Source organism: Xenorhabdus sp. SGI 60, from assembly GCF_056632175.1.
The window spans coordinates 150,628-172,729 of sequence record NZ_CP196860.1; the positions used below are offsets into that span (position 1 = coordinate 150,628).

Below are 22,102 nucleotides of genomic sequence, written 5' to 3' on the forward strand. Positions count from 1 at the left end.
CCATAGTATTAGTATGTTATTTATTGTGGTTATTGGGTAAACTATGGCGGCTATTGCGACGTAAACGTCGGTTGCGCACGATCATCATGGCACGACGTTTCAATTCCACGAAAATGTTGCGTTTTGATGGGCGAAAACAGCGGAAGGAATAAGCATGTCAGAGCAAGCCATTGTTTGGGATCTGCCTTTGATCCAAAAATACAACTATTCAGGACCTCGTTATACTTCGTATCCAACAGCATTGGAGTTTAACCAACAATACGATGCGACTGCTTTTGCTCGGGCCGCCGCCCGTTATCCTGATCGCCGGCTTTCCCTCTACATCCATATCCCGTTCTGCCATAAGCTTTGTTATTTCTGTGGTTGCAATAAGCTGGTTACGCGCCAAAAGCACAAGGTGGATGACTATCTGAATGTGCTGGAAAAAGAGATTGCTGCCCGTGCCAAATTATTTTCCCGGCGTAAAGTCAGCCAGATGCACTGGGGCGGAGGCACGCCAACCTATCTGGATAAAACGCAGATCAGCCGATTGATGTCGATGCTGCGTAGCCATTTCCATTTTCTGCCCAATGCTGAACTTTCCATTGAAATTGATCCGCGTGAAATTGAACTTGATGTCATTGATCATTTGCATCACGAAGGCTTTAACCGCCTGAGTATGGGGGTGCAGGATTTCAATAAAGAAGTACAACGTTTGGTGAATCGGGAGCAGGATGAAGCGTTTATTTTCGAACTGATCAAGCGCGCCCGTGAAACAGGCTTTACATCCACCAGCATTGATTTGATTTATGGGCTGCCGAAACAGACACCTGAGAGTTTTGCCTTTACCTTGCAGCGCGTGTTGGCCTTGTCTCCTGATCGCTTAAGTGTCTTCAACTATGCTCACTTACCGGATTTATTTGCGGCACAGCGCAAGATTAAGGAGCAGGATTTACCCACTGCGACGCAGAAGCTGGATATCTTGCGAGAAACGATTGCGACCCTGACAGGTAATGGCTATCAGTTTATTGGTATGGATCACTTTGCCCGCCCTGATGATGAATTGGCGATTGCCCAACGCCAAGGCATCTTGCACCGCAATTTTCAGGGATATACCACGCAGGGGGAATGCGATTTACTGGGTATGGGGGTTTCCGCAATCAGTATGTTGGGAGATAGCTATGCTCAGAACCAGAAAGACCTGAAAACTTACTATGCTGCGGTGGAAGAGCAAGGCCATGCTTTGTGGCGTGGTTTAGCATTGACGCAAGATGATTGCATTCGCCGTGATGTGATTAAGGCGCTAATCTGTAACTTCCGGCTGAACTTTGCGGATATTGAGCAGCGCTATGGGCTGAATTTCACGGATTACTTTGCCGAAGACCTGCAATTGCTGGCACCGTTGGCAGAAGATGGGTTAGTTGAAGTGACCGAATCGCAGCTCCATGTATCCCCGAAAGGGCGATTACTGATACGTAATATTTGTATGTGTTTTGATCGCTATCTGCGTAACCAGATGCGACAGCGGCAATTTTCGCGGGTGATCTGAAGGTAATTTTCTAGAGATATCTAAAATATTATTTTTTACTGTTTTGATAAAAATCAGAGGTAAGTAACCATGGAAAAAGTAACAGAAGAATTAATGAAAGAAAGTGGTTTTACTTTTAAGGAAATAAATCAAATAAAATCTGCTTCTCAGCGATCTGGTCACGATATAAAAAAAGAAATTATGATTCTAAGTAATGGGTTTTATGGTTTGATATTAGGATTGATTATTATACTTTTTTCTTTTATTTCTGTTATTGTTTTTGTTACTGATGTTAATTATTCAAGTGTTATACCGACCATTTTTATTTCTCTTTTTTTTGCGTTGTTTTTTTCTTCTCCTAAATTAAAATATAAATCCTTTATGTTCTTAAGAAGACATAAAGGATAGATGCGTCCATTAAATCTAGATGAAGATAATGCCACTTCATTAAGTCGTCTTGCTGCCAATGGTACCAGTGTTACATAATAATAATCTATTTGTTGTGTACGTTGATACATTTTAGTAAACCCTATCATCCCAAATACTATATCCGCTAGTCCCTGCTAAATGATGTTGCCAAGTTATGCTTTTATATTTTAAGGAAATGATTTCTTGTGGTTGAACATCGTTATGAGTTAGAGAGTTAGGGCAAATGATGTCAATGTTGCTTATGGTGGCATTTGTGATTTTTATGGTGAAGTAAAGTACGATTCCACCATTACTATCAGTTCTATATAAATCAAATATACATTCTAATTCCTCATTGTTTGAAATTGCTACGCCTAATAATGGAGTAGACTTATCCAATGGTTTTTTAATTGTAATTGGAAAGTGATTTACATTTTGCTCTCTTGATAATGCGTGACTTAATTCGTAAATATATATTTGGTCTTCACGACCACTTTGATAAAGATTACCAATTGAATTTTCTGATGAACATCCAGAAGATATTAAACCTTGTTTTTTTCCTTTAATCGTTAAATAAATAATATTAGCCATTCTATTTTTCCTTGTTGTATTTTTACTCACAATAAAATACAGCATAATTATTTATTTTGTCAATGACACTTATGATTTTTTAAATCATATTAATTGTATTTGATTTTCTGGTGTTTTATATTTCCATGAGTGAACATTTAAATAATTATATTTTTATTATGTAATGGTATAGTTTTTCTTTGGATTTTTTTAAAATTTCAATTAAATAATCCATGTGTAATTTTAATTGTTAAATGAGTTAGAGAAATGGCAAATTGCTGAATAACACACACGGCAATTTTAGAATGGTTTGGTTATAACCCCAGTTCCTTCAATTTTCGCGTTATCGTATTTCGTCCCCAACCCAGCAAACGGGCGGCTTCCTGTTTATGTCCATTGGTATATTCCAGTGCGCAATTAAGCAGAGTGCGTTCCAGTAATGGCAGGGCATCGGCAAGGAGATCGGTTTTTCCCTCTTCTAAGGCATGTCGCGCCCATTCCGCCAACAGTTGTGGCCAATCTTCCGATGGTGGCATGGCGAGTGAAATAGGGAAGTTTTCTGCCTGTCTTGTCGGTTGGTTGCCAATCAGATCAGCGGGCAGATCCTGTACCAGTACCTCCTTGCTTGCCGCCATCACGGTCAGCCAGCGGCAAACATTTTCCAACTGGCGGACATTGCCTGACCACGGCAGACGCATCAGGGCGAGTTCCGTATCAGGATGCAGCACCTTGGCTTCAACGCCCAGCTCTTTGGCAGTGTGTTGCAGGAAATGATGAGCCAGACGCGGAATATCTTCCACTCTGTCCCGCAAAGGCGGTAACTGGACTCGAATCACATTCAGGCGATGGTAGAGGTCTTCCCTAAATTTACCTTCTGCAACACGTTGCTCAAGATTCTGGTGAGTGGCGGCAATGATACGGACATCCACTTTCACAGGTGCATAGCCCCCGACGCGATAAAATTGCCCCTCAGCCAGAACCCGCAGCAAGCGAGTTTGGATATCCAGCGGCATATCACCTATTTCATCTAAAAACAGTGAACCACCATTGGCTTGCTCAAAACGCCCGTGACGTACTTGATTTGCACCGGTGAATGCCCCTTTTTCGTGACCAAACAGTTCGGATTCAATCAAATCCTTCGGGATAGCCGCCATATTCAGGGCAATAAAGGGTGCTGAGGCGCGTGGACTGTGGCGGTGAAGGGCCTGGGCAACCAGCTCTTTTCCCGTGCCAGATTCACCATTAATTAACACACTGATGGAGGAGCGGGAAAGGCGGCCAATAATCCGGTATACCTCCTGCATGGCGGGGGCTTCTCCGATCATATCTGAAACCGATACCGGCAACTGCGGATTGGAGGCTGATTGATGTTGTTCCCGATAATGACTCAGTGCTCGTTCAACCAGCGCAACAGTTTCATCAATATCGAAAGGCTTTGGCAGATAATCGAATGCGCCATGTTGATAGGCACTGACAGCGGCATCCAAATCAGAATGGGCCGTCATAATGATGACCGGAAGCTGTGGGTAGTTCTGCTTTATCTGGTTGAGCAAACTCAGTCCGTCCAATCCGGGCATGCGGATATCTGACAGAATAACTTCAGGGTTACCCTGTCCTAACGCGGCTAATACGGCATCGGCATTTTCAAAACTGATACACTCCATCCCTGCACCACTCAGCGCCCGTTCAAGTACCCAGCGGATAGAACGGTCATCATCAACGATCCAAACTTTTCCTCGTTGCATTGTCACCCCCTACTTAACGGTTATTTCTTGATCGGCAGGTAAATGGAAAATTCCGTATGCCCTGGCCAACTGGTAAATTCAATTTTGCCCGCATGTTGGTCGATAAGATTACGTGCTATGGATAAGCCAAGTCCAGTGCCTCCTTCATACCCGCTGACCATCGGGTAAAAAAGCGTATCCTGAATATTGGGAGGAATACCAGGCCCATTATCTTCAATATCAATTCGGGCTGCCAATCGGTAACGTTCACCCTGTAAGGTAATCTGGAATGCGGTTCGCGTTCTCAAGGTAATAATCCCTCCCTTCTCACCGAGTGCTTTTAGGGCATTACGGGTGATATTCAGTAATACCTGTTCAATCTGGTCAGGATAATGCGCCAGCTCAGGTAAGCTCGGATCATAATCTTTAATCAGCGTGACATTGGTGGGCATTTCCAGTGAAACCAATTGACAGACCCGCTCGACCACATGGTGAATGCTCTGGCGGGTTTGGGCGCCAGGATGCTGTGGCCCCAACAAGCGATCGACAAGGTTACGTAGCCTGTCTGCCTGTTCAATGATCACTTGGGTATATTCCCTCAAGGATGGTTCTGGCAGTGCCTTGGCAAGCAACTGTGCGGCGCCCCGCAGCCCACCGAGAGGGTTCTTGATTTCATGTGCCAGCCCCCGAACCAGTTCCCGCACAGCCGCCTGCTGTGCTTGTTGGATCTGCTCTTGGCTTAACCGGCGTTGACTGTCCATAGATGCCAGTTCCAGCAGGATAAACTGTTCGGAAATTGGTTGGGCACTGAGCGACATCACATGAGAGTGATTATTGATCACCAATATGACTTCGTTATCGGTAAAGCCATGACCGTTGATCAAACTGGAACGCATCAATTCTGTATCCAGTGAAATATAACTAAACAGGATAGGAAGCGGCGTGCCGAATAATTTACGGGAACTTTGTGCCAGAAGTTGCATAGCAGAATGATTGGCGTAGCGAATCACCATATCATTATCCAGTATCAGGACGTTGTTTATCTGTGAGTCGAGAATCTGTTCTGCTTTGGGCAAACTAACCATTGTCATTCAGTTCCTGCACTTTTTTGGTGCATTGTAGCTTATTTAAGCATAGTTCGATGAATCCTTTTACTCAGCATATATCGTCAATCATTATGTCATTGTGTATATGCGAGGGGAAAAAAGCCCATCCAAGGATGGGCCAAAAGTTTCACGGCAACAAAAAAACACGCGTAATGCTCTTACGTTATGGGGCATTACCTGATAAGGCACTACACACTGTAATACAGTTCAAACTCCAGAGGATGTGGTGTCATGCGGACACGTTCAATTTCCCCATTCAATAAATTGATATAAGCATCAATCGTATCATCGGTAAAAACACCACCGCGCGTCAGGAATTCACGGTCGGCATCTAATGCGGCCAGCGCTTCTTCCAAAGAAGAGGCCACGGTTGGGATCTCCTGGGCTTCTTCTGCGGGCAGGTCATACAAGTTTTTATCCATCGCGTCACCTGGATGAATTTTGTTGATGATGCCATCCAAACCTGCCATCAACAGCGCAGCGAAGGCCAGATAAGGGTTCGCTGCGGGATCAGGGAAACGCACTTCAATACGGCGAGCTTTGGCGCTGGCGACCACCGGGATACGGATAGAAGCAGAACGGTTACGGGCAGAATAGGCCAGCATCACCGGGGCTTCAAAGCCAGGCACCAGACGTTTGTACGAGTTAGTTGTTGGATTGGTAAAGGCATTTAACGCACGTGCGTGTTTGATGACACCGCCGATATAGTAAAGCGCTATTTCGGACAAGCCGCCGTACTTGTCACCTGCAAACAGGTTAGTGCTATTTTTAGACAGTGACATATGACAGTGCATACCAGAGCCGTTATCGCCCACCAACGGTTTTGGCATAAATGTCGCGGTCTTACCAAATTTATGGGCAACGTTATGAACCACATATTTATAAATCTGGGTTTCATCCGCTTTTTTGGTCATAGTATTAAAGCGGGTGGCAACTTCGTTTTGTCCGGCAGTTGCAACCTCATGGTGGTGGGCTTCAACTACCAAGCCCATTTTTTCCATGGTCAGGCACATGGCTGAACGCAGGTCTTGGGAGGAATCCACCGGAGGAACCGGAAAGTACCCGCCTTTAATGCCAGGACGATGGCCTTTGTTACCGCCTTCATAGCGTGTGCCGCTGTTCCAGGCGGCTTCCGTATCATCGATATGATAATAAGAGCCAGAGATGGAGCTGCCGAAACGGATATCATCGAACAAAAAGAATTCGGGTTCTGGCCCAAATAAAACGGTATCGGCAATATCGCTTGCCCGCAGGAAATCTTCTGCGCGTTTCGCAATGGAGCGGGGATCGCGGCTATAGCCTTGCATGGTGCCGGGTTCAAGGATATCACAACGCAGGATCAGGGTGGCATCATTAAAGAAGGGATCAAGCATCGCGGTGCTTGGATCTGGCATTAGCACCATGTCGGATTCATTGATACCTTTCCAACCACCGATAGATGAACCGTCAAACATTTTGCCATCTTCAAAGAAGTCTTCATCAACTTGGTGGGCAGGAATAGTGATATGTTGTTCTTTACCTTTGGTGTCAGTAAAGCGTAAGTCAATAAACTTCACCTGATGTTCTTCAATCATGGACAAAACATGTTCAACGGACATACTGGCTCTCCTGGTTTACGTCGGCCTGATAAACCAGGGTAGGAAACAGGCTGTTTTTTCTTAAAAGTTAAGGGTGATTGTGGATCTCTGTATGATCAATTTTATGAAATCACTATCTTATAAAATCACTATCGCTAAAGATAAAAGCGAAAAGTGTGCCAATATTTAAAAATCATTTAATATCAATATGATAAAAAAGTATGGCAGAGGGAAGAGAAAAAATAAATAAGACAGGAGGATGGTTTTAGGTATTTTTGCACCAAAGTGGTGAATTGTGACAATGTGGTTGCATTATTATGGTGCGATTGGCCGGCTGAAATCTCGCAAACTTGCATCAAATTTTGCGGGAAGGCATGCCCTATGCTGTCTACACCAAGCTCGCTTTTGTCGTTGCCCTGGAACTTAAGGAACTCGCTAAATAAAGAGAAAACCGCCAATACTGCACAACTTTTAATACCAGTGCAACCATCCAAAGTGTATAATGCTGCACTTTTGTTCGGCGGCGGCCAAGTAAAACAGAATTCTTTTTGTGTACTGCATTGAGTGCATAAATGATCTTAGCGTTATCGGAATTTTTAAATGTCAAATGAAATCAGTAAGTTAAGAAATATAGCAATTATTGCTCACGTCGACCATGGTAAAACCACGCTGGTTGATAAACTCCTGCAACAGTCTGGCACCTTTGGGGAGCGTACTGCAACAACCGAACGTGTGATGGATTCCAATGATCTGGAAAAAGAACGTGGTATTACCATCCTTGCCAAGAATACTGCCATCAGATGGAATGACTATCGTATCAATATCGTAGATACCCCAGGCCACGCCGACTTTGGTGGCGAGGTTGAACGTGTAATGTCAATGGTAGACAGTGTTCTGTTGCTGGTTGATGCGATGGATGGCCCAATGCCACAGACTCGCTTTGTCACCCAGAAAGCGTTTGCTCACGGCCTGAAGCCTATTGTGGTGATCAACAAGGTTGACCGTCCGGGTGCTCGCCCTGACTGGGTGGTAGATCAGGTGTTTGACTTGTTTGTGAATCTCGGTGCAACCGATGAACAGCTGGATTTCCCAATCATTTATGCTTCTGCGTTGATGGGAGTTGCGGGTAACGAACATACCGATATGGCTGAAGACATGACTCCGCTGTATCAGGCAATCGTTGACCATGTGGAACCACCTGAGGTTGACCTTGATGGCCCATTCCAGATGCAAATTTCGCAGTTGGATTACAACAACTACGTTGGGGTTATCGGTATCGGTCGCATTAAGCGTGGTATGGTAAAAATAAACCAAAATATCACTATCATTGACAGCGAAGGTAAAACTCGCAACGGTAAAGTCGGCAAGGTCTTTAGCCATCTGGGACTGGAGCGTATTGAGTCTGATAAGGCGGAAGCCGGCGATATCATCGCAATTACCGGTCTGGGTGAACTGAACATCTCTGATACCCTGTGTGAAGTCAATGCGGTTGAAGCGTTGCCAGCACTGGCCGTTGATGAACCTACCGTAAGCATGTACTTCTGTGTCAATACTTCACCGTTCTGTGGTCGTGAAGGTAAGTACGTGACGTCTCGCCAGATCCTTGATCGTCTGAAAAAAGAGCTGGTTCATAACGTGGCACTGCGTGTTGAAGAAACAGAAGATCCAGATGCATTCCGTGTATCAGGCCGTGGTGAACTGCACCTGTCCGTTCTGATCGAGAACATGCGTCGTGAAGGTTTCGAGCTGGGAGTTTCCCGTCCAAAAGTGATTTTCCGTGAAATTGATGGCCGCAAGCAGGAGCCTTTCGAGCAGGTAACTCTGGATATCGAAGAGCAGCATCAGGGCGATGTGATGCAGGCATTGGGTGAGCGTAAAGGTGAAATGCGTGACATGCTGCCAGATGGCAAAGGTCGCGTTCGTCTTGATTACGTCATTCCAAGCCGTGGTCTGATCGGCTTCCGTACTGAATTCATGACCATGACTTCGGGTACTGGTTTGTTGTATGCCACATTCAGCCACTATGATGACATCCGCCCAGGTGAGATTGGCCGTCGCCAAAATGGTGTGCTGATTTCCAACGGGCAAGGTAAAGCCGTTGCTTACGCGCTGTATGGTTTGCAGGAGCGTGGTAAATTGTTCCTGGGCCATGGTACTGAAGTGTATGAAGGCCAGATTATTGGTATTCACTCACGTTCAAATGATCTGACCGTTAACTGTCTGACCGGTAAGAAACTGACTAACGTGCGTGCATCAGGTACGGATGAGGCGACAACCCTGTCTCCACATATCAAGAAAACATTGGAGCAGGCATTGGAGTTTATTGATGACGACGAGTTGGTTGAAGTCACGCCAGTGTCAATTCGCTTGCGTAAACGTCATTTGACCGAAAACGATCGCCGCCGTGCAAATCGTAGCAAAGAAGTTTAATTTCTGGATTATGCATTGCATATGACAGTTTGAACATCAACAGCTTAGGGCGCTTCGGTGCCCTGAGTTCTTTTATGAAATCCCCTTCCAGCCATTTTTTTATCCCTCCCTTCTTTTTTCTTAACAAAAGTATGATAAAAGTACTAAACAATGAGCGTCAGTCAGGAGGGATTATGCTGTATATTTTCGATCTGGGTAACGTGATTATTAATATTGATTTTAAAAGAGTATTGGCTGTTTGGAGTAATCTGAGTGGGACACCACTGGCAACATTGGCCCCCAAATTTTCGCAGGGAGAAACTATTGAAAAGCACGAGCGTGGGCAAATTAGTGACACTGAATTTGCAGAAATGATGTGTGATGAAATGGATATCTCACTCAGTTTTGAACAATTTGCGGAAGGCTGGAATACAATCTTTATCGGTGTCAGGCAGGAAGTCATTGAGCTAATGAATAAATTGCGTGCCGAAGGGCATCGTGTAGTTGTGCTGTCAAATACAAACCGTCTGCATTTTGATTACTGGTCAGCGCATTATCCTGAGGTTACAGCATCAACGGATTTCCTTTATTTATCCCAGGATTTAGGTATGCGTAAACCAAATCTGGATATTTTTAACTATGTGCTGGCCGCAGAAGGTGTGACAGCGGAACAAGCCATATTCTTTGATGATCTGTTAGAAAACGTCGAAGCAGCAAAAAAATCAGGCATCAATGCAATTCATGTGACTGACAAGAGTGTAATCCCCGATTATTTTAAGTCACATGATTTCTCGCTTCCCGCAAAAAATTAACATTGTTTGCTTATTGCAACGAAATAACAGGCAAGAGAAATGATCGCATTAATTCAGCGTGTAACACAGGCAAAGGTTGTTGTTGAAGGTGAGACGATTGGAGAAATTGAACAGGGGTTGCTGGTGTTGCTGGGGGTTGAAAAAGACGATACCCCACAGAAAGCGCAACGTTTATGCGACAAGGTAATGGGGTATCGGGTATTCAGCGATGAGCAGGGAAAAATGAACCTTAACGTTCAGCAGGTTGGTGGTAGTTTGCTGGTGGTATCGCAATTTACATTAGCTGCGGACACGCAGAAAGGTTTAAGACCCAGCTTTTCTGGCGGTGCTGAACCACAAAAAGCCGAAGAGCTTTATCGCGATTTTGTTGAACAGTGCCGTGCAACTGGTGTAAAAACAGAAACGGGGAAATTTGCGGCAGACATGAAAGTCAGTTTGATAAATGACGGGCCGGTAACTTTCTGGTTGCAAGTATGATGTGTTTCAAGAAAGGGGTTGTTTCTATGTACCATCTGAGAGTACCTCAAACAGAACAAGAGTTGGACACCTATTACCAATTTCGTTGGCAGATGCTGCGTAAACCGCTTCACCAGCCCGTCGGATCAGAGAAAGACGGTTACGATTCGATGGCCCATCACCAAATGGTGGTGGATGAACAGGGTAATCCGCTGGCGGTTGGGCGCTTATACATCAACGCGGATAATGAAGGTGCTATTCGTTTTCTGGCTGTTCATCCCAATGTACAGCGAAAAGGTTTGGGGACACTGATTGCGATGGCATTGGAATCTGTAGCCAGACAGGAAGGTGTGAAACGAATTGTTTGCAGCGCACGGGAAAACGCGGTTGATTTCTTCGACAAGTTGGGCTTTCAAAACCGTGGTTTGATCAATGGCGCTAAGACATCACCAATTAACCACTTTCTCATGATCAAACCTATCGTGAGCCTGGATGATATCTTGCACCGCCCTGATTGGTGTGCAGAGTTGCAACAGGCATGGCATAAGCACATTCCTCTGAGTGAAAAGATGGGGCTGCGGATCACTCAATATACCGGGCAACGTTTCATCACGACCATGCCTGAAGCCGGAAACCAGAATCCACATCATACTATTTTTGCAGGTAGCTTGTTTTCTCAGGCCACTTTAACGGCATGGGGGCTGATTTGGTTGTTGCTACAGGAACGCCAATTGGGGGGAGATATCATTTTGGTGGATGCCAATATCCGTTATCGGCAACCGATTACAGGGCGCCCCTGCGCAACTGCGGATTTCAATAATATGAGCGGTGATCTTGCCCGTCTTGCCCGCGGCAATAAAGCACGCGTAAAGCTGGAAGTGCAGGTTAGCGGTGAACATGGCGTAGGTAGTGTGTTCACCGGTACTTATATCGTCCTGCCTCCTGAACGTCTTACTAAAGCTTGATTTTTGCGCAGGTTTGACTCTCCGTAGCAGGATTATCTACGGAAGTGGGTGCTGTTGGGGTACAGCGGCTCGTTGAGATCAAACCTTGCTCAATAGATTGTGACTCTTTGTCTGATGATTTATTTTCAGCAACTAATGTCCCGTTTATTGTTCCCTTCACATTGTCAGCGGAGAGATCTCCCGTAATAGCGAGTGAAAAATTGCCTTTTCCCTGAGTTTTAAGCGGTATCCAACCCCATTGTGGCAAGATGTTCAAATCTGCATTCATCCCTTTGAAATTGAGGTTAAAAGGCGTATGAGCAGTTTGTTGTTCCGCTGAACCAGTCACTTGCAGCAGCCCTTCACGGGTAAAGCCATTCAATTTATCAATGGTGGTTTTGCCGTCGGTGGCGTGCAGTTGCAGATAAGGACGGGTTATTTCGATTTTGTTAAATGTTCCCGCAGCCGCTTGTAGCGATGCCTGACCATTCCATAATCCCCACTTACCATTTTTCAAGATATCCAGGTTGTCAATATGGGCTGCAAGGGTGGTGAGCTGGAACGGGAAATGGGGATTGGTATCAATCAGCAGCGTATTATTGATAGTAATATCATTGAGCTTTACTCCTGAAATCCATTCTGGTGCAGGTTGTTTGAAATAATCGAGCCATGTTGGTGGCAGAGCATAAAGCAGCCCTGTTACAGAACTCTCTTTGAGGGTAAGGAGCCGGCTTTTGCGATCCCATTGAGACTGGATATTGAACAGCCCTTTTTGATAGTGGGTTGTCAGGCTTGCGATGGTAAAGGTATCTCCAGAAAAACGGAATTTTCCAAGCGTGTCGCTGAACTGTGCATTATCCAACGTCATGTTCATCGCATTAAAATCAATCAATCCATCTTCGGCGTTCCAACTGCCATTGACTAACCCTAAGTTTTTGATGGTGCTGTCCAGATAATCAACAGACCAGTTTTGTCCATGCAGTTTGGCATTAGTGATATTGAGATCTTTGATATAAGTAGCAGGCAGATGACTGATTTTTTCTTTCAAGTCGCTCAGTGTCATCGGGGTTTGCCAGCGAATGTCGCTGAGCAGGATATTATTCCAGCGCCAACTGCCGTCCGGCAATTGCTGACCATCGCCAGAAATGGCGCCCCGCAAAAATGTTGCGCCAAAAGAGTCGATAGTCAGGGCTTTATTCTGGTAACTGCCTTGTACAACGGCATTTTCAACAGATATATCATTTAAACGGATCGTACTGGCACTGAATTGATATTTTCCATTACCAAATGGATTACCCGCAGCAGGGCGCCAGGGAGTAATGCCCCCCGTGATATTCTCCCCCTGAATACGTGTGTTGGGACTCTCTAGCTGAATATTCATCTGGTTCAGTTGCAGGATATCCGTTTGTAAAAGAGCAGGAAGTTGATTTCCAGACAGTATCAATGTCCCTTGTTGCAATGTCAGACGATGGAGATTTTGGGGGGACAGTAAATGCTGCCATTTGAAATCGAGATTAATGGTATCGGTATTGAGTAAGAAAGGACTTTGTTTATCGCGAATGTCAATGTGGTTAAGTGATATGGTAGCAGGTTGCAGCCAGCTATGGCTGATGCTTTCAATACTGACTTGATAATGTCCTTGTCTGCTGAGCCATTGGCTTAACTGTTTGGCTCCCCAATGCGTCTGGGCAACAACATAGATAACTATGATTGCTAAAATTAGCACTAATAGAAGAGTGACAAAAAATTTCCCTAACCACCTCATATTTCACCTCAACAGTGTGACCTTCCAATAGAAGCCCTTTTATGCCGTAAAATAGAGAAGCACTCAATAGATGTTTTAGGCAAAAAAAGAAAACTCCCGCGGGTAAGGCGGGAGAAAAGTATCATACAAAAAGCTGTTAACTATTTTTCTTGGGGAAAAATGAGATTAAGCAGAATGGCGGTTAACCCACCTGCGGCAATGCCTGAAGAGAGTAAGTTTTTCACCCAATCAGGGGCAAACTGTAAAATCAATGGTTGTTGAGAAACACCTAACCCCACAGCCAGGGACAGTGCGATGATCATAATGGCACGACGATTCAGAGACTCACGGGAAACAATTCTGACACCAGATGCGGCGATAGTGCCAAACATCACAATCGTTGCCCCTCCCAGAACAGGCTCAGGAATATGTTGTACAAAACCCGCTACGGCGGGAAACAGCCCCAATAGAATCAGCATCGCAGCAATCATGTAACCGACATGGCGACTGGCAACACCAGTTAGCTGGATCACACCATTGTTCTGGCCAAAACAGGAGTTTGGAAACGTATTGAACACGGCTGAAACCATAGAATTGAGACCATTTGCCAGCACACCGCCCTTGATACGTTTTATGTAAAGTGGGCCGCTGACAGGTTGCTCGGAGACATCTGAGGTTGCTGTGATATCACCAATTGTTTCCAGTGATGTCACCATAAAAATCAGAATCAATGGGATCAACAGATTCCAGTCAAAAGACAAGCCATAATAAAGTGGCGAAGGAATTGTGATGATTGATGCATCTTCTTGCGGTATTGAAACGGGTAACCTATCCATATACCAGGCCAGCAGATACCCCACTGCCATGGCGATGACCAGAGAAGCAACACGCAAGTAAGGGTTATTTTGGCGATTCAGCAATACGATAACCGCAAGAACAACTCCCGCCAGCAGCAAGTTTTCAGGTGCGCCAAATGTGCCGTTTTGAATCGCAGAATAACCGCCACCAATCGAAGTTAATCCCACTTGAATTAGCGATAAGCCAATAACCATCACCACAATACCGGAAACCAGAGGGGTAATGATCCGTCTTGCCAAATGTAACACTCGTGAGAGCAGCACTTCCGTCATTGAAGCGAGCATCAGTGTACCAAACAGGGCTGCCATCATAGTTGGAATATCCGCACCGCCATTTTTCAACGCCAGGCCACCCATAATAAGTGGGGCAACGAAATTAAAGCTGGTGCCTTGGATTGAAAGCAACCCAGAGCCAATGGGTCCCCAGGAGCGAATTTGAATCAGTGATGCTAAACCTGAAGCAAACAGGGACATACTGATAATGCGTTGGGTATCCTGTTCTGGAAGTCCCAGAGCCTGGCAAATCAACATCGCTGGCGTAATAACAGCCACAAACATGGCCAGTAAATGTTGGCATGCAGCAAATAAGGCATGTGGAAGCGGTGGCTTATCTTCCAGACGATAGATCAGTTCGTTGTTTGATTTATTGGGAACTTCTGATGAATTGGATTCACGGGGTAAATTGACCATGTTGTGAAATTCCAGATAGACAAAAAGCGCATTTTAATGATTCTTATCACTAAAGCAATCGTTTGCTTTAAGTTTTCATCATGAATTACGGTTCAATCCCGTCACATTTTTAAATGTTTTAACTTGTGTTTATGCGTAATTTTATTTCTAATCCAACCCTTACCTGCTCTTGGCGTTTTTATAGGATGATTATAACGTCACATTAAGTTCACATAATATTAACAATGGATGAGGTACATCAATGTATCATCTGGATATTTATGGCACGCTCGTTGCTGCCACACTGGTTTTGCTACTAGGAAGAAAACTCGTACAATCAGTCCCATTCCTTGAGAAATATACGATCCCGGAGCCAGTCGCAGGTGGATTATTGGTTGCATTAGTTCTGCTGGCAGTTAAACAATCTATAGGCTGGGAAGTCAGTTTTGATTTATCTCTCCAAGAGCCTCTCATGTTGATGTTCTTTGCCACAATCGGCTTGAACGCTAACCTTGCCAGCCTGAAAGCCGGCGGAAAATCTTTGGTCATTTTTGTCTGCGTGGTTGTTGGCCTGTTATTTGTACAGAACACCGTGGGCATCGCATTGGCGAAAATGCTTGGCCTTGATCCATTAATGGGATTGCTAGCAGGCTCCATTACACTATCTGGTGGGCATGGAACAGGTGGTGCTTGGGGCAAGGTATTCACTGAACGTTATGGCTTTGAAAATGCTAAAGAAGTGGCAATGGCATGTGCAACATTTGGCCTGGTTTTAGGTGGCCTGATTGGTGGTCCGGTTGCCCGCATGTTGGTGAAAAATACCAAAACGCCAGGGTTGGGGGCTGAGGATACCGAGCTGCCGACGGCATTTGAAAAACCTTATACTGGTCGGCTTATTACACCATTAGTGATGGTGGAAACTATTGCTATGATTTCCATTTGCTTATTGGCGGGTAGGTTTATTGAGAAACTGCTACAAGGCACGGCCTTTGAATTGCCGACATTCGTATGTGTCCTGTTTGTTGGTGTCATTCTTAGTAACGGTCTATCTTTGCTTGGTTTTTATCGGGTATTTGACCGAGCGGTGTCGGTATTGGGTAACGTCAGTTTATCGCTGTTCCTGGCAATGGCATTGATGAGCTTGAAACTGTGGCAACTGGCTTCCCTTGCGCTGCCAATGTTGATCATTCTTGCCGTGCAGACTTTGGTTATGGCTTTGTATGCTGTTTTCGTTACTTATCGCATAATGGGTAAGAATTTCGATGCGGCAGTATTGTCAGCCGGTCACTGTGGTTTTGGCTTAGGTGCAACACCAACAGCCATCGCGAATATGCAAGCAATCACTGACCGTTTTGGGCCATCGCATGTGGCATTCTTACTCGTACCTATGGTGGGGGCATTCTTTATTGATATCGTTAATGCTACCGTCATCAAATTGTATCTGTTATTACCGATGTTCCCATCTGTAGCAGGTTAAATTAATACACTTTTGTCTTGCCTGATATCTTGGCGAATATGCCGCTGAAATACTCAGCGGCTGGAACTTAAGCATGGCTGTATTGGGAACTATCCGGCAACCAGCGCTCAATCAGCGCTTTGGCGTGTTCAGGATAATACTGGTGGATATAGCGGCCGATACGCTGAACTTCGGGCAGCATACTTTGGTCGCGCAATAAATCCGCGATCCTGAATTCTGCATTACCTGTTTGGCGTGTACCCAGCAGTTCACCTGGCCCGCGGATCGCCAAATCTTTCTGGGCAATCACAAAACCATCATTGCTGTCGCGTAAAACTTGCAGGCGAATTTTGGCTGTATGGGTCAATGGGGTTTTATAAAGCAGGACACAGTGTGAAGCGATAGCTCCTCGCCCGACGCGCCCTCTAAGCTGGTGCAACTGAGCCAATCCCAGTCGTTCGGGGTTATCAATAATCATCAGGCTGGCATTAGGCACATCCACCCCGACTTCAATGACTGTGGTGGCAACCAGCAATTGTATTTCACCTTGCTTGAACGCCTCCATGACGGCTTGTTTTTCTGCCGGTTTCATCCGCCCATGCACTAAGCCAATTTTCAATTCAGGCAACGCCAGTGTCAGCTCTTCGCTGGTCGCCTGTGCGGCTTGTGCTTCCAGTACCTCCGAATCTTCGATCAGGGTACACACCCAGTAAGCCTGACGGCCTTCATCCAGACAGGCGCTTTTGATACGTTGGATAATGTCGTTCCGGCGAGTATCTGGGATGGCCACGGTGGTGACTGGCGTTCGGCCTGGTGGCAATTCATCAATGACGGAGGTATCCAGATCGGCGTAGGCGGTCATTGCCAATGTGCGTGGAATAGGGGTCGCTGTCATGATCAATTGATGGGGATGGAAGCCTTGTTCGCGTCCTTTTTCCCATAATGCCAGACGTTGATGAACACCGAATCGATGTTGCTCATCAATGATAATCAGTGCCAATCCTGCAAATTTTACCTGCTCCTGAAATATGGCATGAGTACCGACAACCATGCTCACTTGACCGCTTGCTATCGCCTCTTGCTGTGCCAGACGCGCCTTACCTTTCTGCTTGCCAGCCAACCAACCGACCTGAATACCGAGCGGTTCAAGCCATTGGCGGAAGGTATTGGCATGTTGCTCTGCCAAAAGTTCAGTTGGTGCCATCAGAGCCACTTGCTTGTCGTGAACAATGGCTCGAACGGCTGCCAGCGCTGCCACCAATGTTTTCCCCGAACCGACATCCCCTTGTATCAGGCGCATCATGGGGACATTTTTTGCCAAATCATGTTCTATTTCTGCAACAACACGGACTTGTGCGCCTGTGGGTGAGAATGGTAATTGGCTCAGGAGCTTCTGCTTCAGCGAATCATCTGCCGTTAGGGGGTATGCATGAAAGCGCTGGGTTCCAGCCCTGGCTGCCAACATACTTAAATGATGTGCCAGCAACTCTTCCAGAATTAACCTTCGTTGAGCCGGATGTCGGCCATTCTCCAAATCGGCCAGAGAAGTCTCCGGTGGAGGGTGGTGCAATGTACGCAGTGCATCGGGCAGTCTGATGATCTTCCGGCTGAATTCTTCCGGCAGCAATTCATTGATGGCGCAGGTGTCTAATATTTCCAATGCCTGATCGATTAACTTGCGCAGCGTTGTCTGACGCACTCCCTCGGTCGTGGGATAGATGGGAGTTAACGTTTCTTGCAGTTGGATGTGGTTGGCGTGTTGCTGGACTTTATATTCAGGATGGATAATCTCCGGCCCTTGATTCCCGCGACGAATTTCCCCATAAGCAACAACGTGCTTTCCCGCGGCCAGATTATTTTTCATGGCGGCAGTAAAATTGAAAAAACGCAGAGTCAATATACCTGTGCCATCACTGATTTGGCAGGTCATGATGCGCCGCCGCCCAAATGCCACACTGGTGCGTAATATTTCACCTGTTACCGTAGCATAAATGCCGGGCAATAATTCATTAATGGTATACAGGCGGGTTTGATCCTCATAGCGGAGCGGCAAGTGAAAAAGCAGATCCTGTAGATTGACCAACCCTAACTTAGCGAGCTTAGTGACCTGATTGGCTCCAACGCCACGTAACATGGTTAAGGGGATGGCATCAAGTAGTTGGCCTTTCATACGATTTCTCCGTCAGTGTGATTATTTCCTTGCTGATGGTGCAGTTGTTTTTTGCGCGGCTGATGTTACTTGCATAGCTGACCACCATGACCCACTTGCGATGATTTGCCCTTGCTTATCTATCAAAGGTTGTTCCAGGCCTTTACGGCGAGAAACGGCGGCTAACACGGGATACCCTCCTTTGAACAGTAACCTTTGCTGCTCCTCTTCCGGCAGAACCACTTTTCTCCTGTCCCATAATGATGCAGGTAGGTTTAGTGTAATCAATTTGACGGAAGTCGACGGCCTTATCAGAAAGATGGGTTGCCAGCACTTGCATTCCATCAGATTTAAATTGGTGAATAGCTTGTTCAATCGTGAAATGCGTTTTCACCTGAACCCAGCTATTACTGCCCGCAGCCGAAGATAGCTGGGTTCTTAATTGCTCAGTAGGCCAGATAGCATGGATTTGATGAATACCAACAGCATCCGCAGTACGAATAGCGATGGATACGTAGTGGGGTTTGTGAACTTCTTCTAAACAGATTGTCAGGTCAGGTTGACGCATTGCCATCATCTGGCAAATGCGTGCGTAACGTTTAGGATTCATAACCTCTAGTTTCGGTTACGGCTGACTCGCATCACGTCTGGCATGATACGTATCTTACGCATGATATTCGCCAGCTGAATACGGTCTTTGGTCGTCAGCCTGATGAAAGCACAATAGACACGGCCATCTTTCTCCTCTGTATTCATGCTTTGAATACTGGAGTTTACATCGTTAATGGCCGCAGTCAGATTTGCCAATGCCCCCTGATGGTTAAACATATCGACTTTAATTTCAGCAATAAAATCGCTATTGATATCTTTATCCCACTCAACAGGCATGAATTTTTCCGGTTCTTTCTGATATCCACGGATATTGCGACAGGATTCGTGGTGGATGACTAAACCTTTTCCGGGGCTGATATGGGCAATAATCGGGTCGCCTGGAATGGGGCGACAACATTTGGCAAAAGTAATCAGAATACCATCAGCGCCCTTGATAGGCAGCTTACGGGAAGGATTGCCGTTGTTGTTTGGTATTTTTTCTGGTGAACCCAATAATAAGTTGCGGGCGACAACCACGCTCATGGCATTACCCAATCCGATTTCCGCCAGCAGATCATCCAAAGTAGCGAGCTTCATTCTTACCAGCTCTTTATTGATATTTTCTTGCGGAATATCGGTAATTTTTGTGCCGTTACCGAGTGCATGATTGAGTAAACGACGCCCCAGACTAATGGAATCATCCCGTTTCAGGTTTTTCAGTAACTGGCGAATTTTGGCGCGTGCTTTGGAACTAACGACAAAGTTCAGCCATGCCGCATTAGGGCGGGCACCGGGTGCAGTAATAATTTCGACCGTTTGCCCACTGCTAAGCGTTTGTGAGAGAGGATAAGGCAGACGATCAACGCGTGCACCAACACAGGCGTGGCCGATATCGGTATGGACGGCATAGGCAAAATCGACAGGGGTTGCGCCAGCCGGTAACTCAACAATTCGTCCTTCAGGGGTAAAAACATAAATCTCATCAGGGAACAAATCAGATTTAACGCTTTCAATAAATTCAAAAGAGCTGCCGGCACTTTGCTGGAGTTCCAGCAAGCTTTGCATCCAGCGCTGGGCACGAACTTGCGCAGTTGTACCGGATTCCCCTTGTTCTTTATAGGCCCAGTGTGCGGCAACCCCCATTTCCGCCATTTGATCCATATCTTCGGTGCGGATCTGAACTTCGACGGGTACTCCATGCGGGCCTATCAGGGAAGTATGGAGGGATTGGTAGCCGTTGGCTTTGGGGATGGCAATATAATCTTTCACTCTACCCGGGCGTGGCTTGTACAAACTGTGCATTTGCCCCAGTACGCGATAGCAGGTATCAAGATTATTGACGATGACACGAAAGGCGTAAATATCCATAATGGAATGGAAACGCTGCTCTTTCAGACGCATCTTACGATAGATCGAATAGAGATGTTTTTCGCGGCCACTGACTGCGCATTTGATACCGGCATCCGTTAACCTGCCTTCAATCTCCGACAGAATTTTCTGGATCATCTCTTTGCGATTACCGCGAGCGGCTTTCACAACTTCTTTGATTACGCGGTAGCGGTTTGGATACAGGGCCTCAAACCCCAGTTCCTCCAGCTCGGTTTTTAGGTGATGAATACCCAGACGATGAGCCAGCGGACTATAAATTTCCAGCGTTTCCCTGGCAATGCGCCGCCGTTTATCGGGGCGCAGGGAGCCAAGGGTTCGCATATTGTGCGTACGGTCTGCCAGTTTGATCAAAATGACGCGGATATCCTGTACCATCGCCATGATCATTTTGCGGAAGTTTTCAGCCTGTGCTTCCTTTTTATCACGGAAGTTGAGCTTATCCAGCTTGGATACACCTTCCACCAATCCGGCAACAGCCGTGCCAAATAACTGTTCTATATCCTGAAATGTTGCAGGGGTATCTTCAATGACATCATGCAAAAGTGCCGCCATAAGTGTTTCATGGTCAAGGCGCATTTCAGCCAAAATACAGGAAACGGCGACGGGGTGAGTGATGTATGGCTCACCGCTGGAGCGGGTTTGCCCTTCGTGGGCATCCCGCGCAACCACATAGGCCTGTTTAAGCAGATCAATTTGATCTTCAGGCAAATATTTCAGAACCAGCTGATTCAGGCTTTCAAACAGGTACAAGGCAGACCTACCGTAAAATTAACGACGACCTTCAGCGATGGCAGAAACGGCTTTGATTTCTGCGGCTTCTTGCTCTTGCTGTTCCTGGCGCTCACGAACATTGAGAATTTTGTTGTTGATGAGACCTTGCTCGATTTCACGCAGGGCGATAACAGTCATCTTATCGTTTTCTTCTGGAACGAGGGGATCTTTGCCACCTACTTGCAATTGGCGTGCTCGGCGAGCAGCGACCAACACCAGGTCAAAACGGTTACCAATTTTTTCTACTGCGTCTTGAACAGTTACGCGTGCCATATGTGTGCTACTCCACAGATAAATAAATGACTGGGCATAATACTGAAACTTAGTTCAGTCTGCCAATAATTTGCTGATTAAGGCATCATGCCGCTGGGTCTGACGATCTAATCGTAGACGCTCTGAACGAATAATAGATTGTAAATCGGCCAGTGCCGTATTGAAATCGTCATTGATGATGACGTAATCATATTCGTTGTAGTGTTCCATTTCCGCGACAGCCTGAGCCATGCGTTTGGCAATGATTTCTTCGCTGTCCTGACCGCGCCCACGCAGGCGGCGGAGCAACTCTTCCTTAGAAGGTGGAAGAATGAAAATGCTGCGAGCTATTGGCATTTTCTGGCGGATTTGCTGTGCACCTTGCCAGTCAATATCAAGAAAAACATCAACGCCACTGGCGAGTGTATTTTCGATGACTTTTCGGGATGTGCCGTAATAGTTACCAAAAACACAGGCATATTCCAAAAATTCATCTTGGTTGATCATATTTTGAAATTCATCCACTGTGACGAAAAAATAGTGTTCACCATGATTTTCGCCTGGGCGAGCTTGCCGCGTTGTATGCGAAACAGAAACTTGAGTGTCATACAAGGGCTGGGTTTTTAATAAAGCCTGAATAAGGCTTGATTTGCCTGCTCCACTCGGCGCAGAAACAATATACAACGTTCCTTGGTTCATGATGATTTCTTG

17 protein-coding genes and 1 pseudogene are annotated in these 22,102 nt (G+C 45.9%); 7 read left to right on the forward strand and 11 right to left on the reverse strand.

Going from position 1 to position 22,102, the window contains the following annotated elements:
- Positions 1-154 precede the first annotated feature (154 nt).
- Together hemN and ACSJJG_RS00695 are read left to right on the forward strand one after the other, a co-directional pair.
- A complete protein-coding gene (hemN, locus tag ACSJJG_RS00690) occupies positions 155-1,528 on the forward strand; it encodes an oxygen-independent coproporphyrinogen III oxidase (RefSeq protein ID WP_481088103.1) in 1,374 nt (457 codons plus the stop codon).
- A 69-nt stretch (positions 1,529-1,597) separates the two neighbouring features.
- Positions 1,598-1,915 (forward strand): hypothetical protein, encoded by a 318-nt coding sequence (locus ACSJJG_RS00695; protein WP_481088104.1) that lies wholly within the window; start codon positions 1,598-1,600, stop codon positions 1,913-1,915.
- 111 nt (positions 1,916-2,026) lie between these two features.
- On the opposite strand, the gene ACSJJG_RS00700 is transcribed toward ACSJJG_RS00695, so the two are convergent.
- From ACSJJG_RS00700 to glnA, 4 genes are all read right to left on the reverse strand, one after another.
- Positions 2,027-2,506 carry an Hcp family type VI secretion system effector gene (locus tag ACSJJG_RS00700; protein ID WP_481088105.1) on the reverse strand — a complete coding sequence of 160 codons (480 nt, stop codon included), beginning with the start codon at positions 2,504-2,506 and terminating at the stop codon, positions 2,027-2,029.
- Between the two features lie 293 nt (positions 2,507-2,799).
- Positions 2,800-4,230, reverse strand: coding sequence for a nitrogen regulation protein NR(I) (gene glnG, locus ACSJJG_RS00705; RefSeq protein ID WP_481088106.1), 1,431 nt, complete (start codon positions 4,228-4,230; stop codon positions 2,800-2,802).
- 20 nt (positions 4,231-4,250) lie between these two features.
- Entirely contained in the window at positions 4,251-5,294 is a 1,044-nt protein-coding gene (gene glnL, locus ACSJJG_RS00710; protein ID WP_481090341.1) for a nitrogen regulation protein NR(II), read from the reverse strand.
- Between the two features lie 209 nt (positions 5,295-5,503).
- Complete coding sequence (glnA, locus tag ACSJJG_RS00715; protein ID WP_481088107.1) at positions 5,504-6,913, reverse strand: glutamate--ammonia ligase; 1,410 nt, start codon at positions 6,911-6,913, stop codon at positions 5,504-5,506.
- 579 nt (positions 6,914-7,492) lie between these two features.
- On the opposite strand from glnA, the gene typA reads away from it, so the two are divergent.
- The 4 genes from typA to fabY all read left to right on the forward strand — a co-directional run bounded on the left by typA (position 7,493) and on the right by fabY (position 11,534).
- Positions 7,493-9,322, forward strand: coding sequence for a ribosome-dependent GTPase TypA (typA, locus tag ACSJJG_RS00720; RefSeq protein ID WP_481088108.1), 1,830 nt, complete (start codon positions 7,493-7,495; stop codon positions 9,320-9,322).
- 173 nt (positions 9,323-9,495) lie between these two features.
- Positions 9,496-10,113: a glucose-1-phosphatase gene (gene yihX / locus ACSJJG_RS00725; protein WP_481088109.1), complete on the forward strand. Its 618-nt coding sequence runs from the start codon at positions 9,496-9,498 to the stop codon at positions 10,111-10,113.
- 39 nt (positions 10,114-10,152) lie between these two features.
- Positions 10,153-10,590: a D-aminoacyl-tRNA deacylase gene (gene dtd / locus ACSJJG_RS00730; RefSeq protein WP_481088110.1), complete on the forward strand. Its 438-nt coding sequence runs from the start codon at positions 10,153-10,155 to the stop codon at positions 10,588-10,590.
- Positions 10,591-10,616: 26 nt separating this feature from the next.
- The gene (fabY, locus tag ACSJJG_RS00735) at positions 10,617-11,534 is read left to right on the forward strand and encodes a fatty acid biosynthesis protein FabY (protein WP_481088111.1); all 918 of its coding nucleotides are present in this window, start codon (positions 10,617-10,619) and stop codon (positions 11,532-11,534) included.
- Here the strand turns inward: fabY and ACSJJG_RS00740 are convergent.
- A complete protein-coding gene (locus ACSJJG_RS00740) occupies positions 11,524-13,278 on the reverse strand; it encodes a translocation/assembly module TamB domain-containing protein (RefSeq protein ID WP_481088112.1) in 1,755 nt (584 codons plus the stop codon). The two genes, fabY and ACSJJG_RS00740, sit on opposite strands and share 11 nt — an antisense overlap.
- Positions 13,279-13,418: 140 nt before the next feature.
- Positions 13,419-14,804 carry a uracil-xanthine permease family protein gene (locus ACSJJG_RS00745; protein WP_481088113.1) on the reverse strand — a complete coding sequence of 462 codons (1,386 nt, stop codon included), beginning with the start codon at positions 14,802-14,804 and terminating at the stop codon, positions 13,419-13,421.
- Positions 14,805-15,045: 241 nt separating this feature from the next.
- Here ACSJJG_RS00745 and gltS point away from each other — a divergent pair, with 241 nt between their 5' ends.
- Entirely contained in the window at positions 15,046-16,260 is a 1,215-nt protein-coding gene (gene gltS, locus ACSJJG_RS00750; RefSeq protein WP_481088114.1) for a sodium/glutamate symporter, read from the forward strand.
- A 67-nt stretch (positions 16,261-16,327) separates the two neighbouring features.
- On the opposite strand, the gene recG is transcribed toward gltS, so the two are convergent.
- The 5 genes and pseudogenes from recG to gmk form a co-directional block, all read right to left on the reverse strand.
- Positions 16,328-18,409: an ATP-dependent DNA helicase RecG gene (gene recG / locus ACSJJG_RS00755; protein WP_481088115.1), complete on the reverse strand. Its 2,082-nt coding sequence runs from the start codon at positions 18,407-18,409 to the stop codon at positions 16,328-16,330.
- 21 nt (positions 18,410-18,430) lie between these two features.
- Positions 18,431-18,998 (reverse strand): annotated as a pseudogene (locus ACSJJG_RS00760) (TrmH family RNA methyltransferase).
- 5 nt (positions 18,999-19,003) lie between these two features.
- Positions 19,004-21,118 carry a bifunctional GTP diphosphokinase/guanosine-3',5'-bis pyrophosphate 3'-pyrophosphohydrolase gene (spoT, locus tag ACSJJG_RS00765; protein WP_481088116.1) on the reverse strand — a complete coding sequence of 705 codons (2,115 nt, stop codon included), beginning with the start codon at positions 21,116-21,118 and terminating at the stop codon, positions 19,004-19,006.
- An 18-nt stretch (positions 21,119-21,136) separates the two neighbouring features.
- Positions 21,137-21,412, reverse strand: a complete 276-nt coding sequence (rpoZ, locus tag ACSJJG_RS00770) for a DNA-directed RNA polymerase subunit omega (RefSeq protein WP_481088117.1) — start codon at positions 21,410-21,412, stop codon at positions 21,137-21,139.
- Positions 21,413-21,466: 54 nt separating this feature from the next.
- Entirely contained in the window at positions 21,467-22,090 is a 624-nt protein-coding gene (gene gmk, locus ACSJJG_RS00775; protein ID WP_481088118.1) for a guanylate kinase, read from the reverse strand.
- Between the last annotated feature and the right edge of the window lie 12 nt (positions 22,091-22,102).